16 protein-coding genes and 1 pseudogene are annotated in these 18,593 nt (G+C 33.6%); 9 read left to right on the plus strand and 8 right to left on the minus strand.

Translation table 11 applies throughout. The annotated features are described in order from the left end of the window. Positions 1 to 17: 17 nt before the first annotated feature. The 4 genes from ACFO3N_RS01255 to ACFO3N_RS01270 form a co-directional block, all read right to left on the minus strand. Entirely contained in the window at positions 18 to 1,085 is a 1,068-nt protein-coding gene (locus ACFO3N_RS01255; protein ID WP_250834450.1) for an efflux RND transporter periplasmic adaptor subunit, read from the minus strand. Between the two features lie 12 nt (positions 1,086 to 1,097). After that, positions 1,098 to 2,432, minus strand: a complete 1,335-nt coding sequence (locus tag ACFO3N_RS01260) for a TolC family protein (protein WP_379794918.1) — start codon at positions 2,430 to 2,432, stop codon at positions 1,098 to 1,100. Positions 2,433 to 2,524: 92 nt separating this feature from the next. Continuing rightward, positions 2,525 to 3,124 (minus strand): TetR/AcrR family transcriptional regulator, encoded by a 600-nt coding sequence (locus ACFO3N_RS01265; protein WP_095929670.1) that lies wholly within the window; start codon positions 3,122 to 3,124, stop codon positions 2,525 to 2,527. Between the two features lie 108 nt (positions 3,125 to 3,232). After that, positions 3,233 to 3,754: a YceI family protein gene (locus tag ACFO3N_RS01270; protein ID WP_379794919.1), complete on the minus strand. Its 522-nt coding sequence runs from the start codon at positions 3,752 to 3,754 to the stop codon at positions 3,233 to 3,235. A gap of 266 nt (positions 3,755 to 4,020) precedes the next feature. Between ACFO3N_RS01270 and ACFO3N_RS01275 the strand changes: the two genes are divergently transcribed. Both ACFO3N_RS01275 and ACFO3N_RS01280 read left to right on the plus strand, forming a co-directional pair. Then, positions 4,021 to 4,995, plus strand: a complete 975-nt coding sequence (locus ACFO3N_RS01275; RefSeq protein WP_379794920.1) for a polyprenyl synthetase family protein — start codon at positions 4,021 to 4,023, stop codon at positions 4,993 to 4,995. Positions 4,996 to 5,062: 67 nt separating this feature from the next. Further along, on the plus strand, positions 5,063 to 5,416 hold the full coding sequence (locus ACFO3N_RS01280; protein WP_250834455.1) for a hypothetical protein: 354 nt from the start codon (positions 5,063 to 5,065) through the stop codon (positions 5,414 to 5,416). A gap of 69 nt (positions 5,417 to 5,485) precedes the next feature. Here ACFO3N_RS01280 and ACFO3N_RS01285 read toward each other — a convergent pair whose 3' ends face one another. Together ACFO3N_RS01285 and ACFO3N_RS01290 are read right to left on the minus strand one after the other, a co-directional pair. Continuing rightward, complete coding sequence (locus tag ACFO3N_RS01285) at positions 5,486 to 5,836, minus strand: hypothetical protein (RefSeq protein WP_379794921.1); 351 nt, start codon at positions 5,834 to 5,836, stop codon at positions 5,486 to 5,488. A 51-nt stretch (positions 5,837 to 5,887) separates the two neighbouring features. Continuing rightward, complete coding sequence (locus ACFO3N_RS01290) at positions 5,888 to 6,439, minus strand: hypothetical protein (RefSeq protein ID WP_379794922.1); 552 nt, start codon at positions 6,437 to 6,439, stop codon at positions 5,888 to 5,890. Positions 6,440 to 6,556: 117 nt separating this feature from the next. Between ACFO3N_RS01290 and ACFO3N_RS01295 the strand changes: the two genes are divergently transcribed. The 7 genes and pseudogenes from ACFO3N_RS01295 to ACFO3N_RS01325 all read left to right on the plus strand — a co-directional run bounded on the left by ACFO3N_RS01295 (position 6,557) and on the right by ACFO3N_RS01325 (position 16,974). Further along, complete coding sequence (locus tag ACFO3N_RS01295; RefSeq protein WP_248729027.1) at positions 6,557 to 9,331, plus strand: 2-oxoglutarate dehydrogenase E1 component; 2,775 nt, start codon at positions 6,557 to 6,559, stop codon at positions 9,329 to 9,331. 75 nt (positions 9,332 to 9,406) lie between these two features. Beyond that, on the plus strand, positions 9,407 to 10,648 hold the full coding sequence (gene odhB / locus ACFO3N_RS01300; RefSeq protein ID WP_379794923.1) for a 2-oxoglutarate dehydrogenase complex dihydrolipoyllysine-residue succinyltransferase: 1,242 nt from the start codon (positions 9,407 to 9,409) through the stop codon (positions 10,646 to 10,648). Positions 10,649 to 10,866: 218 nt separating this feature from the next. Continuing rightward, positions 10,867 to 13,347 carry a TonB-dependent siderophore receptor gene (locus ACFO3N_RS01305; RefSeq protein ID WP_379794924.1) on the plus strand — a complete coding sequence of 827 codons (2,481 nt, stop codon included), beginning with the start codon at positions 10,867 to 10,869 and terminating at the stop codon, positions 13,345 to 13,347. A gap of 61 nt (positions 13,348 to 13,408) precedes the next feature. After that, on the plus strand, positions 13,409 to 13,741 hold the full coding sequence (locus ACFO3N_RS01310; RefSeq protein ID WP_250834461.1) for a hypothetical protein: 333 nt from the start codon (positions 13,409 to 13,411) through the stop codon (positions 13,739 to 13,741). Positions 13,742 to 13,754: 13 nt separating this feature from the next. Further along, positions 13,755 to 14,054, plus strand: a complete 300-nt coding sequence (locus ACFO3N_RS01315; protein ID WP_320494617.1) for a hypothetical protein — start codon at positions 13,755 to 13,757, stop codon at positions 14,052 to 14,054. Between the two features lie 5 nt (positions 14,055 to 14,059). Then, positions 14,060 to 15,610: a PepSY-associated TM helix domain-containing protein gene (locus ACFO3N_RS01320; protein WP_379794925.1), complete on the plus strand. Its 1,551-nt coding sequence runs from the start codon at positions 14,060 to 14,062 to the stop codon at positions 15,608 to 15,610. Positions 15,611 to 15,861: 251 nt separating this feature from the next. Beyond that, positions 15,862 to 16,974, plus strand: a pseudogene (locus ACFO3N_RS01325) (PepSY-associated TM helix domain-containing protein). 57 nt (positions 16,975 to 17,031) lie between these two features. Here ACFO3N_RS01325 and ACFO3N_RS01330 read toward each other — a convergent pair. Beyond that, complete coding sequence (locus ACFO3N_RS01330; RefSeq protein ID WP_095929657.1) at positions 17,032 to 17,379, minus strand: toxin-antitoxin system YwqK family antitoxin; 348 nt, start codon at positions 17,377 to 17,379, stop codon at positions 17,032 to 17,034. Between the two features lie 210 nt (positions 17,380 to 17,589). Beyond that, positions 17,590 to 18,585 (minus strand): TlpA family protein disulfide reductase, encoded by a 996-nt coding sequence (locus ACFO3N_RS01335; protein WP_379794926.1) that lies wholly within the window; start codon positions 18,583 to 18,585, stop codon positions 17,590 to 17,592. Between the last annotated feature and the right edge of the window lie 8 nt (positions 18,586 to 18,593).

Consider the following 18,593-nt stretch of genomic DNA (forward strand, 5'->3'; position numbering starts at 1 on the left):
GGCTTAAAGCGGTATAATTATTTAATAATTTCTACTGTATTTCCGTCTTGTAAGTTGATCTGACCTGTAACAATTACTACTTCTCCGTCATTTAAACCATTAATGATTTCAACTTTATCTCCTAAAATTCTTCCAGCTACAACTTTTTTCAATTTAGCAACATTGTTTTCTACAACAAAGATTTCGTTGCTGCTCACACTTCCAACAAAAGCATTTCTAGGAACAACTTTCAAGTTTTGTTTTTGGTTTTTAGCACCAAAGTTTGCAGTTCCGTACATACCCGCTTTTAGGTCATTGTTAGCATTGTTTGTAATTTCAATTTCAACAGGGAAATTTAAAGATGCATCTGCTTTTGCAGCGATGAAAGTAATTTTTCCGCTAAAAGATTTATCAGGATAAACACTTGCTGTAATATCTACAGTCTGTCCTAATTTTAAACTAGCAACTTGTGTTTCGTTTACTGTAACAGTCAATTTTAATTTAGAAACATTTACAATATCAAATAAAGCAGTTGCAGGCATTCCAGCTAAAATAGAACCTGGTTCGATATATTTTTTATTGATGTATCCGTTAATAGGAGCTTTTACTCTTGTGTCTCCAACATTAATTTTAGCTTGAGTATAGCTAGATTGCGCATTAGTCAAAGCCAATTTTGCTTGATCTAATTGTTGTTTTGTAACACCACCTGTTTTGAAAGCATTTTCATATCTAGCATAATCAGATTTTGCATTTTGATATGCTGCTTCTGCTGCTTGAGCATTTACATTGATAACATCGCCTCTTACTGTTAAAAGAGTTTGTCCTACTCTTACGTAGTCACCTTCTTTAACTAAAACACTAATTACTTTTCCAGATTTTTCAGCAGAAAAAGTCAATTCCTGAATCGGTGCAAAGTTTCCGTTTGCAGTAAAACCTAAGTTAACATCTTCTGTTTTTACTGTAGCTACTTTTACAGAAACGGCTGCATTTTTTTCTGCTACAATTGCAGTTTTCGCTTCGTTTTCTGTTTTGTTCTTATTTAGAATGTAGTTAATCCCGACAATAGCCACGACTATGATTACGATTGTTATAATTATTTTCTTCATTGTAATAATTTGTTATTTAGTAAGAGATTTTAGTTCGCCTTTCGATTTGATTAGAGATATTTCGGCAATTTTATAATTTAAAACTGCTCTTGTAAAGTTATTTTGTGCTTCAAGCGATGCATTTTGTGCGTCTAACAAATCGGTTAAAGATGCTAAACCTTGAAGGTAATTGTTTTTGGTATTTGATAAAATATCAAGCGCTAAACGCATATTTTCTCTTTGGTTTTCAATAGTTACAAGGTTATTATTGATCTGCGTCATTGCATTTCTATAATCTAAATCCAAAGAAAGTTTAGTGTCTTTGATGTCTTCTTGAAGAGATCTGATTTCAACATCAGCTTGTCTTACTCTAGAACGAGTTCCAAAACCTGTAAAAATCGGTACTCTCAAATTTAATCCGATTCCAGAGAAATCTGACCAGTATACTCCAGAGGATGGTTTTGCAAACCAAGGAAGTTCTGGACCTTGACCTATATAGTTATATCCAGCTGTCAATGAAAGCGTAGGATAATATTCTGCCTGAATTGCCTTTTTATTAAATACTAAAAGCTCTTCTTGTTTCTTTAAAAGCAGGTATTCAGTTCTATTTTCAACATTTGGCTCTTCTGTTAAAGAAGTTGGAACCACTTCAAATTCTTCTTTAGGCAACACAAATTGAGATTCAATAGGCATACCCATGTAGAATTTCAATGCATTTTCCTGCAGTTCAATTTGATTTTTAACTTGCTGACGCTCTGTGTCAATGTTAGACATTTTTACAATAATACGGTCTAAATCTATTTTTTTAGCCAACCCATTATCAAATTGTCCTTGCACAATATCACGAACCTTTTGAGTATTTACATAGTTACTGTCTAACAATATCAGTCTTTCACGCTGTACATAAACAGAATAATAGTTATTTGCAACTCTTTCAATAACTTGTTCATCTGTCAATTGACTATTAATCTGATAAAATTCACGTGTAGACTGTGCTGCTCTTAAACCTGTAAAAACCGCCTGATCAAATATTGCCTGAGTTAAAGAAACCCCAGCTGTTGATGTCCATTTCTGACCAAAAGCAGCTTGAATTGTCGTTCCTGGCTGTCCAAATCCCGCACCATCAATAACTGTCGTTTGAATGATAGGGTTATAGGTTAAGTTACCATTTGCAGTTATTTGCGGTAATGCTCTCGAGCGTATTTCTTGAATTTTATATTCGCTGTTTTCGACCTGAAGTTTTGCCTTCTTAGCATCGGCTTTATTTTCAAGTGCATATGTAACAGCCTCTTTCAAGGTTAAGGTTTTGACTTGTGCGCCAGCAGTTACGCCTAGTGTACACAAAACTATAAGAAAGATTCTTTTCATAAGTAGTTAGTATTTATTTTAAAAATTTGAGATGGCATCGTCATTTCCTCTTTTACAACTCTCCCAGAATAAAATGACGACAATTTGGATAATTAATTATTTATTTTTTTTAATTGCTTTTCTAATTCCTCTACTCCTTTTTCGGTTGCCATTGCACGAGTATGATACTCCAAGGCCTCCAATTCTATTCTTTGCGCTTCACTTTCAGAAACTGTATTTTCATTTATATGAAAAACTAAAGTGTAATAAAACTTAACATATACCTCTACATTCAAATCACTTCTATAAAGGCCTTCACGAATTCCTTTTTCGATATTTTCTCTAAAAAGTTGCGTACACTGATCAATTTCAAAAGACAAAATGTTCTGATAAATCTCTGGATAGTGTTTTTTTAACTGGTAGATTGGCGAAGTGTCAATGTTGTTTTTAAACATATCACGAAACATTTCTCTAATCTCAAAATTCTCATGAATAGCATTGTAATTCTTTGCTATAATCGTATCCATGATTTCATGCACTTGACCATGAACCAATGATGTACTTTCCTCAATCAAAACTTCTTTGTTGCAGAAATATTTGTAAATCGTTTTTTTAGAAATACACATTTCACCTGCAATATCATCCATTGTAACACTCTTAAAACCAAGCTTTAAAAATAACTCGCTTGCTTTTGCTATAATCTTCTCTTTCATTTTAAATTCTCGAATTGCCTTACAAATATACTTTGGAAACTAAAATCAAAAAAATAGTTTCCGATATTTTTGTAATAATTTTACATTAATTTATTCTTTTAGTAAGATTTATATGCTAAATTCTAAATTTGCTATAAGTTTGATATCTTTTCCCAAAGCGGCGCCAGAAGAATGATTAAAAGAGTTAAAATCTAAACCAAAGTCTTCTCGTTTGATATTTCCTTTAATTTCAAAAGCTACTTTCTTTTCTCCGTTATAAATATTTTCTCCCAAAAATTCAGCATCCAATTCCACTACTCTTGTAATATCTTTTATGGTTAAATCTCCTTTGAAGAAATTGATATTCTGATTTACTTTTTGAAATGAAGTTGATTTAAAGCTAATAATTGGATGCTCATCTTCTTCAAAAAAGTCTTGAAGCTGTAAATAAGCATCTATAGATTGGAAACTTTCATTTTTGTTATTGATATCCAAAGAAAATTCAACCGAAGCATCTTCAATCTCATTATCTTCTATGTTTACATAACCATCAAATTTATTTGTATTTCCACCCATATAAGCAGTTCTTGATCTTCTCATTTCTAATAAAACATCTGACTGACTAGAATCTAAGGTCCATTTTGTTTTCATAAATACTTGATTTAATTCAATTTATAAATCATTCAAACTCTTATGGAAACTTTTACAGTGTTCTTAGTTTCCATTATAGTGCTGCAAATATAGACAGGAAACTCTAAATACCAAAAAAGTTTCCAAGTTTTTTAGAAAAAAATTTAACATCTTAGAAATGAGAATGATTAAGAACCCTTTCCAATTCTTTAAGAAGCTTTTAATCATTTCAATAATTGAAATTCATATTTGAATTGTATCTTTGAGCCTCGAAATCAGAATTTATTATGCACGATATAAGTCAGTACCAAGATTTTTTCATCAATTATCTTCAAAGCCAAAACATACATAAAGAGCCTAAAAATCTTTACGAGCCTATAGAATATATTTTAGGCCTTGGCGGAAAACGCATCCGTCCTGTTTTAACTTTAATGGCCGCAGAGGTTTTTGATACTGATTATTCGATTGCGCTTCCGGCAGCAATGGCGGTTGAAGTCTTTCATAACTTTTCATTAGTTCATGATGACATTATGGACGATGCGCCTTTGAGAAGAGGACAAGTTACCGTTCACGAAAAATGGGATTTAAACACCGGGATTCTTTCTGGAGACGCCATGCTTATTTTGGCTTATCAATATTTTGAACAATATGAACCAACGGTTTTTAGAAACCTAGCCAAATTATTCAGCAAAACAGCGCTTGAAGTTTGTGAAGGACAGCAGTGGGATGTAGATTTTGAAACTCGTAAAGATGTTACAATTCCGCAATACCTTAAAATGATTGAATACAAAACAGCTGTTTTGGTTGCAGCTGCCATGAAAATGGGGGCAATTGTATCTAAAACTTCTGAAAAAGAAGCCGATTTGATTTATGATTTCGGCTTGAATTTAGGATTGGCTTTCCAGCTTCAAGATGATTATTTGGATGCTTTTGGAGATCCTGAAACTTTTGGAAAACAAGTTGGAGGAGACATTATAGAAAACAAAAAAACATATTTGTACCTAAAAGCCTTAGAATTTTCTACTGACGAAAAAGCTTCAGAATTAGAAAAATTATTTACGCTTCAGCTAGAAAATAATGTAGAAAAAATAGAAACTGCCAAAGCAATTTTTAACCAATCTGGAGCATCAAAAGCAACACAGGAAGCAATTGAAATGTATACTTTTAAAGCTTTTGAAACGTTAGAAAAAATGGAAATCAGCGATGAAAAGAAAAACGTTTTGAGGGCTTTCGGAGAAAACTTAATGGGACGCAAGGTTTAGTGTTCAGTTTTCAGAAATTAGTATTCAGAAAAAAATCTACAATCAGCAATCAAAAATCTAAAATCACATGTTTGTAGCACCAGTAAATACCGAATCATTATTAGAGCAAGCGCAGGCAGAGACTTTATATTTGAATCTTATTGAGCAGATTAATAAAGACTTCAATCTGGCCAATGAAGGAATCGATTTTCCGTTAAGCATTTCGCCAGACGAATTAAAGATTCAGCTTCACGAAAAAGTTTACCGAATGATTCAGTACAAATTTGCTGAATACTTAAACTTGTTGTACATCATTGACGTTCCCGAAAACGAAATCAAACAACTTGACGGTTCTGATTTGGTTATTTTGGCAGAACAAGTTGCTTTCTTGATTTTAAAAAGAGAATGGCAGAAGGTTTGGTTTCGAAATTATTATAAGTGAGATTCTAAGATTCTGAGATTCTAAGTTTTTTTTCTTGCTGAACGCCAAATAGCTCTCTCATAAACAAACTTATCTTCCAGCAGTCATCAATATTTCATTATCAAAAGATGCCCAATAATAGATCGTATATTGATGAATAGTAAAATTGTCCTCCAGTAAATGTTTTATTATACTTAAATATTCTTCAAAAAGTTTATCTGTATTCAAATCTTCGGTTGCTTGAATAATAGCTTCCATAAGAACAAACTTCTCATCATCGTCTGTTAACTTCCTATAATAACTAATGTATTTATCTATTTCATTTGGACTGGCAACTTCATAAGGCCAATCCTGCATCCAATCTTCATATGGCATATTCAACTCTTTAACCAGCTTCTGAATCGCCTTTGCTGTACCACATCTAAATTCAGGTTCTATCATAAAAAAATTAAAAAAAACTTAACAACTCAGCATCTCAGCACCTTAGCAACTTCAAAAATAAACCCTCACAAAAGGCATAAATCCAGAGCCGTAAAGACTTTTATTAGGATCGTATAAAACATCGTAACGCGCTCCAATTGTCACGTTTCCTGTCCTGTACCCTGCTCCTAAATATAGGGCTGTGTTCCAATAAGAATCGGAAAAACCGGGATGATAATAATTTTCATCGTAGTCGGTATCGACCTTAACTTGTTCCAATTCTGCAGATAATTGAAGTTGCGGAATCGGGTTTACAAGCGTTATAAAACTTCCGCCGTAAACAAATGATTCGTAATAATTCTTTTGATATAAATAGCCAAACTGCAATCCAACTCCAAGGGCAACAATTTCGTTGACATTGTAAATGGCGCTTGGCATTACAGAGACATTAGTGTATCCAGAGCCAAACCCAAGACCTAAACCACCCCCAAATTGAACTTTTTCCCAAAAATGGTTACTGTTGTCAATGACATATTTTTGTTGTGCAATACTATAACTTGAAAATAAGACGGCCAAAATCACAAAAAAATATTTGCAATCGATTGAAAATTGAATTTTATTCATAGTTAACGTTTATTTTAACAAATTTTTACGTAAAAGTACGTAAAAAAAAGATTTAAATAAATGTGATTGTTGTACTTTTGCCTTTCTATATAACAAAAAAGTATATTCACTCATATTATGGATAGGTTTTCATTTTTAAACGCAGCGCATACCGAGTTTTTTGCACAATTATACGATCAATATTTAGTTAACCCAGACAGCGTTGAGCCTAGCTGGAGAAGTTTTTTTCAAGGTTTTGACTTTGGACAAACAACTTATAACGACGAAAATCCAGTGCAAACGATCGTTGAGTACGTGACTAGCGACAACGCAGACTGTAGTTTGGTTTCAGAAAAACTGCAAAAAGAATTCAATGTACTAAAATTAATTGACGGATACCGTACGCGCGGGCATTTATTCACGAAAACAAATCCTGTTCGTGACCGTAGAACTTCATCTCCAACTTTGGATATTGAAAACTTCGGGTTAACAACAGCCGATCTTTCGACTGTTTTTGATGCTGCTCAAACCATCGGCATGGTGCCTTCTTCTTTGCAAGATATCGTAAATCGTCTTAAAGCTATTTACTGCCAGCATATCGGTATTGAATATATGTATATTAGAAATCCTGGCGTTGTAAAATGGATTCAGGACAAATTGGCTGTAAATGTTAATCAGCCAAATTTCTCTACAGAAGAAAAGAAAACAATCTTAAATAAACTAAACGAAGCTGTTTCTTTTGAAAACTTCCTTCATACTAAATATGTTGGACAAAAACGTTTCTCATTAGAAGGTGGAGAATCTATCATCCCAGCTTTAGATGCTTTGATCGAGCAAGCTGCTGAAAAAGGTGTTGAACAATTTGTAATGGGAATGGCTCACCGTGGTCGTTTGAACGTTTTGGCAAACATCTTCGGAAAATCTACTCAAGATATCTTTGGTGAGTTTGACGGTAAAGATTACGATCAAGAATATTTTGACGGTGACGTAAAATACCACTTAGGTCTTACTGCCGACAAAAAAACAAGATCTGGAAAAAGCATCAACATCAATTTAGCACCAAACCCTTCTCACTTAGAAACTGTTGGAGCTGTAATTGAAGGTATCACAAGAGCTAAACAAGATAAATATTATGCTGATGATTTCTCTAAAGTATTGCCAATCGCAGTACACGGAGATGCTGCAATTGCAGGTCAAGGTATTTTATACGAAATCATTCAGATGGCTCAACTTGATGGTTACAAAACTGGAGGAACAATCCACATTGTAATTAACAACCAAGTTGGATTTACAACAAACTACTTAGACGCTCGTTCTTCTACTTATTGTACAGACGTTGCTAAAGTGACTCTTTCTCCAGTATTGCACGTAAATGCTGATGATGCAGAGGCTGTTGTACACGCTGTATCTTTTGCATTAGACTACAGAATGCAATTTGGACGTGACGTATTTATTGACTTATTAGGATATAGAAAATACGGACATAATGAAGGTGACGAACCTCGTTTCACACAACCTGTTTTATACAAAATAATTGCTAAACATAAAAACCCAAGAGACATCTACGCAGATAAATTACTTTCTGATGGTGTAATCGATGCATCTTATGTTAATGCTTTAGAAAAACAATACAAATCTGCTTTAGAAGAAAACTTAGAAGCTTCACGTAAAAAAGACTTAACAATCATTACTCCATTCATGAAAAACGAATGGGATGGATTTGTTCAAGTAACAGATACTCAAATGCTTCAAAAAGTTGATACTACTTTTGCCAAAGAAGGATTAGATTCTATCATTAAGACAATCTCAACTTTACCAGAGGATAAAAAGTTTATCAACAAAATAAGTAAAATTGTTACAGACAGAAAAGCTGGTTACGATAACAATACCATCGATTGGGGAACTGCAGAAGCACTAGCTTACGGTTCGCTTTTAACAGAAGGATTTGATGTTCGTATTTCTGGTCAAGACGTTGAGCGTGGTACATTCTCTCACCGTCATGCTGTTGTAAAAGTAGAAGATTCTGAAGAAGAGGTAATCTTATTGAACGCTATTGAAAACAAAAAAGGAAACTTTGGTGTATTCAATTCACTTTTATCAGAATATGGTGTTTTAGGTTTTGATTATGGATATGCATTAGCAAACCCGAAAGCCTTAACAATTTGGGAAGCACAATTTGGAGATTTCTCTAACGGTGCTCAAATCATGATTGACCAATACATTTCTTGTGGTGAAGACAAATGGAACAACCAAAATGGTATCGTTTTATTATTGCCTCACGGATATGAAGGACAAGGTGCAGAACACTCTTCTGCAAGAATGGAACGTTACTTACAGCTTTGCGCAAGACACAACATGTATGTTGCTGATTGTACAACGCCAGCTAACTTCTTCCACTTGTTAAGAAGACAAATGAAAACGAATTTCCGTAAACCATTGGTAGTTTTCTCTCCAAAAAGTTTATTGCGTGATCCAAGATGTGTATCTACAGTTGAAGAAATTGCAAACGGAAGTTTCCAAGAAACAATTGATGACAATACAGTAGACAAAAAAGGTGTAAAAACTTTAGTTTTTGTTACAGGTAAATTCTACTATGATATCGTAGCAGAAAGAGAAAACAACGGAAGAAATGATGTTGCAGTGGTTCGTATCGAACAATTATTCCCTTTCCCTGTGGATCAAATCAAAGAAATTATTGCACAATATCCAAATGCTGACGATTATGTTTGGGCGCAAGAAGAGCCTAAAAACATGGGAGCTTACAGCTTTATGTTAATGAACTTTGATCTTGTAAAATGGAGATTGGCTTCATTAAAAGCATATTCTGCTCCAGCATCTGGAAGCTACACACGTGCAAAACGTCGTCATGCAGATGCAATTAGAATGGTATTCGATAAAAATTTATTCAGATAATAAAAAAATGTTTCAAGTTTCAATCCCGATAGCTATCAGGACTGAAGCCATAAAAACCTTAAACAAAGAAATAAGATGATTTTAGAAATGAAAGTCCCATCACCAGGGGAATCAATAAAAGAAGTTGAAATTGCAACTTGGTTAGTAAAAGACGGAGATTATGTAGAAAAAGATCAGGCGATTGCTGAAGTTGATTCAGATAAAGCTACTCTTGAATTACCTGCTGAAATGAGTGGTGTAATTACACTAAAAGCTGAAGAAGGTGATACAGTAGCTGTAGGTGCTGTAGTTTGTTTAATTGATACAGATGCTGCTAAACCAGCAGGCGGTGCAGCTCCAGCGGCGGAAGCTCCTAAAGCTGAGGCACCAAAAGCGGAAGCTCCAAAGGCAGAAGCTCCTAAAGCTGAGGCTCCTAAAGCAGCTCCAGCAGCAAGTTATGCAGCAGGAACTCCATCTCCAGCAGCAAGAAAAATATTAGACGAGAAAAATATTGCTCCAGCAACAGTTTCAGGAACTGGTAAAGGCGGAAGAATTACTAAAGATGACGCTGTAAATGCAGTGCCTTCAATGGGAACTCCAACAGGAGGAAGCCGTGGAACTGAGCGTACAAAATTATCAATGTTACGTCGTAAAGTAGCAGAAAGATTAGTTTCAGCTAAAAATGAAACTGCTATGCTTACTACTTTCAACGAAGTAAACATGACACCAATCAACCAAATTCGTAACGAATACAAAGATGCTTTCAAAGCAAAACATGGTGGTCTTGGTTTAGGTTTTATGTCATTCTTTACAAAAGCAGTTACAAGAGCTTTAGAATTATATCCAGATGTTAACTCAATGATGGATGGTGATTACAAAATCGCTTATGATTTTGCTGACATCTCAATCGCAGTTTCTGGACCAAAAGGATTAATGGTTCCTGTTGTTCGTAATGCTGAACTTTTAACTTTCCGTGGAATTGAAGCTGAAATCAAAAGATTAGCTTTAAGAGCTCGTGACGGTCAAATTACAGTTGACGATATGACTGGAGGAACTTTTACAATTACTAATGGTGGAGTTTTTGGAAGTATGTTATCTACTCCAATCATCAACCCTCCGCAATCAGGAATCTTAGGAATGCACAACATCATCGAGCGTCCGATTGCTGTAAACGGTAAAGTTGAAATTCACCCAATGATGTATGTTGCTCTTTCTTACGATCATAGAATCATCGACGGACGTGAGTCTGTTGGTTTCTTAGTTGCTGTAAAAGAGGCTTTAGAAAACCCAGTAGAATTATTGATGAATGGCGACGCTAAACGTGCTTTAGAGTTGTAATTTTTAAAGTAATTTTTGACAATAATAAAAACCTGTTCATTAATTTGAACAGGTTTTTTTGCTTAAGATTAGCTTAATTTTAGCTTAAGGTGTTAATTTTTTAAAAAAATGTAAATTTTACCCTTTAAAAAATATTTAATTTAGAATAAATAAGAATAACTTGTTTAGTTGCAGTCCAACAATTAAATTTGCACTATCAAAATTAATTCTAAATAAAAATGAAATTAAAATTTACAATTTCTTTTTTGAGTTTTTGTTTTGCTTTAATGACCAGCGTATCTGCTTTGGCTCAAGAAAAAGCAACTATTAAAGGTCAAATTAGCTTAACAAATAATCAAGCTGCAGATAATGTCTCTGTCACATTGAAAGGAACAAAAATAGGAACTAACACAGACGCCAACGGTTTCTATGAAATTAAAAATATCAAACCAGGCAACTATGTGATAAAAGTTTCTGGAATTGGTTATTCTTCTAAAGAAAAAAATGTTAGCCTTAATGGTGGCGATTCAATTATTGAGGATTTTAGAATTAGTGAAAACTCTCAAGAATTAAATGAAATTGTTGTAAACGGAAACAGAAAAAATCCGCTAGCTCGTAAAGAAACACAACAAGTATCAAGATTACCTCTTAAAAATCTTGAAAACCCACAAGTTTATACTACAATTACTGCTGAGTTACTAAAAGAACAAGTAGTTACCAATCTTGACGATGCGCTTAAAAATGCTCCAGGATTAACACCTCTTTGGGCTTCTACAGGTCGTGGAGGTGATGGTGCAGGTTATTTCTCTTTAAGAGGATTTGCTGTACAACCAACAATGACTAATGGATTACCAGGATTAACAAACGGAGGTTTAGATCCTGCTAACATAGATAAAATTGAAGTAATTAAAGGGCCTTCTGGTACTTTATTCGGAAGCAGTTTAATCTCTTATGGAGGTTTAATTAACTTAACTACAAAAAAACCTTATGATCGTTTTGGAGGAGAAGTTAGCTACACTGCTGGAAGCAACGGTTTAAACAGAGTAACGGCAGATGTTAATACTCCTGTAGATGAGGAACACAGAATTAATTTCCGCGTAAATACCGCTTATCATACAGAAAACAGTTTCCAAGATGCTGGATTTAAAAAATCGTTCTTTTTTGCTCCATCATTATCTTACCAAGTAAATGATAAACTTTCGTTTTTCATTAATACAGAATTCATGAACAACAAACAAACGAACGCTACTATGTTATTTTTAGACAGAGCAGCTCCGTTAAGGGTTCACAATATGAATGAATTAGGTTACGACAACAAACGTTCTTACACTAGTAATGAATTGGCAATCGAAACTCCTTCATACAATTTACAAGGTCAAATGATGTACAAATTCAACGACCAATGGACTTCACAAACTGTAGTTTCAAGAGGTTCTTCTTCATCTAATGGATACTATAGCTATTTATACGAAGGAACTCAGTACGCTCCAGCTGAAATAAGCGAAGGAATTGTTTTAGGACGTTCTATGAATTATCAAAATTCTACAACTCTAACAACAGATATTCAACAAAACTTTATTGGAGACTTTAAAATAGGAAACCTAAGAAACCGTCTTGTTGTTGGTTTAGACTACTTCAACAGAGGTATGGTTGACAATAGCTCTAATTACGTAAGAAATGGTAATGTTTATATTGGTAATTTAGATGTTGCAACTGTGAATCAATATCTTTACAACATCACAGATCCTACTAAATACATTACTAATGGAGATAATGGAAACTTAACTAAAGCTGGAACTGATGCTCTTATTGCAAGTGCTGGAATTAGTATGAACAAAACAAAACAAGAAGTTTACAGCGCCTATTTTTCTGATGTAATCAATTTTACACCTGCTTTATCAGCAATGGCAAGTTTACGTGTTGACCGTTTTGTAACTGCTGGTGATTTATCAACAAATGCTGATGATTTTAATCAAACTGCATTTTCTCCTAAATTTGGTATCGTTTATCAGCCAATTATAGATAAAGTTTCGCTTTTTGCAAACTATATGGATGGTTTTGCTAATTCTGCTCCAGTAACAGAAATTTTAGGTGACGGAACTACTCGCCCAAGAACTTTCAAACCAGAACACGCTAACCAATTTGAAATTGGTACAAAATTAAACGTATTTAAAGATAAACTTTACGCGACATTTAGCTACTATGACATTCAGGTAAAAGACCAAGTTTATGTAGTTTATACGGCAACATCTCAAACACCTTACCAAGATGGAGCACAAAGAAATAAAGGTTTTGAAGCAGAATTCGTTGCAAACCCTATTGATGGTTTAAACATCGTAGCAGGTTACAGCTATGTTGATGCTGTCTTAAACGCTGGAGATCCTTCTTTTGTAGGACGTAGACCAGAAAGTTCAGGACCTAGAAACTTAGCAAATCTTTGGGCAAGTTATAAATTCCCAGAAGGAGATTTAAAAGGTTTTGGTTTAGGATTTGGAGGAAACTATGCTGACAAAAACTTAATCATGAACAGAAACGGTGTTGGTCAATTTACAATACCTTCTTATACTGTTTTAAATTCTTCTATTTTCTACGGAACAGAAAAATACACATTGACATTAAAATTAGACAATATTGCTAATGTTGATACATATGATGGTTGGTCAACAATTCATCCAAGAAACATGAGAACTGTAGCAGCGAACTTCTCATACAGATTCTAATAAAAAACAGCAAAAGCACCTTTCTCATAAAAAGAAAGGTGTTTTTTAAATTTTAAAGATTATGATTACAACTGCCAGCGTTATCGTTTTTTTAGCTTTTTACACTCTTTATTATACTTCAAAAAGAGCTGTATTGTCTTATGATTTGGGTTTTGAAAAATGGATGCAGAAAAATCCAAAACAAACTAAAATCATTGGCTTAATGCTTTTGTTATCTGCTTATATGATGTGGCTTTTTACGCAATCATTAGGCTGTGGCACTTTGATGTTTTTTATTCAGCTCATGACAGTTGGAAGTTTAATCATTATCCTTACACCATTAAAAAAAATAAACAGTAAGTTACTTTTGGCATTACTGGTTTTTATTGCACTAACAGAATTCTACTACCAGTAATCCTTATCAAATTATGCCAGCAAATTCAAAATATCTAAATCCCTCTTTTTGGCCACGCTTTTCCAAAATTACTGCTGCAATTTTAGGAGGATACTTTGTTTCTGTAACTTTTCATTTGGCTTTAGCTTCTTGGTTTAACCGTGCCAATGTATTAATCACAATGGCCTTTAGCGGTTTTATTCTATGGGTCGCTTTAATGATCATCGCATTTTTAGCCAAAAGTGGTTGGAAAATATGGGGAATTTATATCTTGCTTTCGTTACTTTTTTGTCTTTTCATCTATTTGGGTCAAACCTATAATACGGCACAATAATATTTATGAACAACCGTCATTACAATATCTATTTTCACACGCATACTGTCAGCGGAATCGTTATCAGTGTAGTTCTTTTTGTAATTTTCTTCGCTGGATCTTTTTCTTTTTTTAGAGATGAAATCATCAATTGGGAAAGAAGTGAATCTACAGCAATCACAAGAGAAATTCAATTAGATTACAATAACGCACTGCAGCATCTGGACAAAAAATATGTTTTGCACGGAAGAAATATCACTATTTCTAAACCTTCAGTAGAAAATCGAGTAGCTGTTTATATGGAAGGAACCAAAGATACCTTGGCTCCAAAAAAACAGCAAGCAGGAGAATTTTTCTATTTAGACAACAAAAATTACAAAGGCTATACTTATGAAGAATCGTATTCATTAGGTGAGCTTTTATACCGTCTGCACTTTCTGGCACAAATTCCATATCCTGTAGGATACTATTTATCTGGATTTACAGCTTTGTTTTTTTTATTCGCAATCATAACAGGCGTTTTGTTGCATTGGAATAAAATTGTTTCTAATTTTTATATGTTTCGTCCAAAAGAAAAATTAAAAACACTTTGGACAGATGCACATACAGCTTTAGGAATGATTGGGTTGCCATTTCAATTTGTATATGCAGTTACAGGAGCATTTTTTATGATTAAACTTTTAATTGTAGCACCAGCCGTAATGGCTTTATACAAAGGAGACCAAGATAAACTATACAAGGAACTGGAATATACAGATCCCGATTATAAATTTGAAAATAAAAAACTGGCCAATCCATTTAATATTAATGAGCTGGTTGCCAAAACCAAAAAGAATTGGGCCGACTTTGAAATTACCCGTGTTTTTATCCAAAATTATGGAGATGCCAATATGCATGTTTTGGTAGAAGGCGAACTTTTAAGCCATAAAAAGTTTACTGGGATTGGAAAAGTAGTTTACAGAGTTGCCGACGGAAAAGAAATTGCCAAAAAAGACCCAATTGCACAAACCAGTTATTTGGATATTGTAAAAAATGTTTTGTATAGAATACATTTTGGCGATTATGGCGGATATGCTTTAAAAATTGTAAGCTTCATTTTAGGAATTATAACCTGTTTTGTCATTATTTCCGGAGTAATGATTTGGCTTGTTGCCCGACAAAAAAACAATATGCCAGAAAAGAAAAGACGTTTCAATAACGCCGTTGTTCGCATTTATCTGGCAATCTGCTTGAGTATGTATCCAATTACAGCACTAGCTTTTATAGGAAGCAAAATTTTCTATCCGTTAAGTCAGTCAAATTTGTATGCACTTTATTTTGGAGGCTGGCTATTGCTAACCATCTTCTTTATTATTAAAAAGAATGATGCTTTTACCAACAAATTCTGCCTGATTTCAGGAAGTATTTTAGGATTCTTAATTCCAATTACCAACGGAATCGTTTCTGGAAATTGGTTCTGGACTTCATTTATGGAAAACAAATTTCAGATTTTCTTTATCGATGTTTTCTGGATTTTCCTAGCTGGAATTTCATTATACACCGCTTATCATTTAAAGTCTAAAAAAGTCGTTTCTTAAATGATTTTTGCCACAAAGGCGCGATGACGCTAAGTTTTGTTTCACGCAGATTCTGCAGATTTTTTTAACATTATTTTATCCATAAAATCTGCGGGAGAAAATCTTTTCAATTTCTGTGGCTTTAAAATAAAAACTTAGTGCTTTGAGAAATCAATTCTTTGTAAGCACAAACTCACACTTGTAAACAAAATACTTTAGAATAATTTGTCTCATATCGATTTTGCGTATACTTTTACGCTTTTAATGAAAATATGGGATTCAAAACCAAAATACGCTTTATACACAAATGGCTCGGATTAATTTCTGGGCTTATTGTTTTTATAGTTTGTATTACGGGCTGCATTTTTTGTTTTCACGACGAAATAAAAGACATCACAAGAAAAGAATAGCGTTTGGTTGAACCTCAAAACAAACCTTTTCTATTACCATCTGAATTACAGAAAAAAGCGAAGGAAGTTCTTCCGGCAAACAAAACCAGTATGGTTGCTTATTATGGAAAAAACAGATCGGCAATTGTTTATACCTATTCGGACACAGAGAATTTATATCTCTATTTTAATCCCTATACAGGCAAATATTTAAAAACAGAAAATCCAAAAACCGATTTCTTTATTATTGTAGAATACATTCATTTGTACCTTCTCCTGCCCGATTACATTGGAAAACATATTATTGGTGGCGCAACCATTATTTTTATTCTATTATTAATTTCGGGAATTATACAATGGTGGCCGAAACGAAAAAGTGACATTAAAAGAAGTTTCACCATTAAATGGAATGCAAAATGGCGACGAGTCAATTACGACTGGCATAATACTAACGGTTTTTACATTTCATTAATTGCCTTAATTCTGGCTATAACCGGACTTACTTTTACGTACGAATGGGTTGGCGACGGAATTTATAAATCTTTCAATTTTGGCGGAGACAAAGCAGCCGAAACCAAAATGCCTGTGATTGACACAACCACTTTCAAAGCAAATTCAGTTACTGCAATTGACAAAGCATTTACTCAAACCTTAAAATTACAGCCAAAAGCAGAAATGTTCTTTGTAATGATTCCACAACAAAAAGGCGATATTGTGAGTACAGGTGCTTATCCGCATACCTTACGTTACGATCAGCAGAGCAATTATTATTTTCATCCGTCAAGCGGAAAATTGATTCAAAGCCAGACATTTGATAAAAAGACTTTGGGATTACAAGTGGTAGAAATGAATTACGGAATACATACAGGGCAAGTTTTAGATCTTCCAGGAAAAATTATAGCTTTTACCGTGAGCCTAATTGCTGCCATACTTCCTATCACTGGATTTATAATTTGGTTTGGAAGAAACAAGAAATCTAAAAAAGTAAAAGCATAAAAAAACCGTCTCGTTTTAACGGGACGGTTTTTTTATAATTGGACTGAAATTATGTGATTAATTTCTGTTTGCTAAAGCATTTTTCTGTAAATTTTTAACCGAACTTACTTTGTTGTCAACATAAGCAACTTCTTTCAAGCTGTCTTCATTAAAGTAAATCCATTTTCCAGTTTTAACTCCGTCTGCGTATTCTCCAACGGCTTTTTTGTTTCCATTTTCGTCATAAGATACCCAAACACCGTCTAATTTACCATCTTTAAAAAAGCCTTCTTGCTGCACTTTACCACTTTCATAGTAATACGTTGCTTTTACCTTGTTTCCAGCAGCTTCTAATTCAGGCTTTCCTTCTTGTGCAACTACAATTCCTGAGAACAATATTGCAGCTAAAATTACACTCTTTTTCATATCTTTAGGTATTAATGTTAAGAAATCTTTATCAAATATAGTTAATAGTTTACATTAAAAAAACTTTTACTTAACAATTTGGTAACATTGATTAAAAACTTAACATTGGAAAAATAGACCTAATAAAAAAACCAGCGCTCAGGCACTGGTTTTACTGGTATTTTAGAAATATTTAAACTTTACGATAACGTTGTAAATTTCGTAAATAAATTAGTTCAATAATGCTGTAAGTTGTTTATCCAATTCTGGGTCTGAAGGTCTTGCAGCATCATATTTTACAATATTACCACTTGGGTCTAACAGAATAAATCTTGGAATTCCAGTTACATTATAATTAACAATAAACTCAGATTCCCAATCTTTATCAGCTAAAAGCTGTGTACCGCCAAGGCTTTTATCGGCAACAAATTTTCTCCATTTCTCACTGTCTTTCAATTTATCAATAGAAATACTCACAAACTCGATATTTTTGCCATGATACTTTTCTTCAAGCTTTTTTAAATACGGAATCTCAGCTCTACATGGTGCGCACCAAATTGCCCATAAATCAATGTAAACATATTTTCCTTTAAAATCAGAAAGTTTGGTTTTTCCTCCTTTATAATTTTCATAATCAAAACTCGGAGAAGCTTTTCCTATAAATTTATTTGATTTTAAAACCCTTTCATAATCTTGCGCTACATATTGGTGGAAACTTTCAAAACTGCGCTTTAAGGCAGTTTTAAACTCGGCCGGAAAATCACTCTTCTCTATTTTTTCTGTATCCGATTTCAATTTGCCGTCTAGTAAAGCAGCAAATTCATTCGGTTCTTTAGTAAAAGCCTCTTTAGTAAAGTTTTCATCCTTTAAGGCCTGTTGCGCTAAAAAGTTACTTTCCTCTACTCCTTTACCTTTATATACAATCGTTTCATCAAATTCTTGCGCATTTAGTGTCAAATTGACTTCAGAATTTGGCTTTAAATACAAATTAGAAGATTCCTTCCCATCATACAACACATAAAATCCTTGAGGAGCATCAAAAGCGGTTGCAAAAACTCCTTTTTTATCAATCGGGATTATTTTCTCAAAATTATCTCTTCCCTTAATTATTAAAGTATCACTATTTCTATTGGCAATTGTAGCCGTAAACTTGATAGAATTTGTGTCTTGAGCGACTATGTTTAAAGTATTAAAAATTACTAATCCTGCAACAAAGAGTTTTTTCATAGGTATTT

The organism is Flavobacterium chungangensis (genome assembly GCF_042654045.1).
In the GTDB taxonomy this organism is placed as follows: Bacteria; Bacteroidota; Bacteroidia; order Flavobacteriales; family Flavobacteriaceae; genus Flavobacterium; species Flavobacterium chungangensis.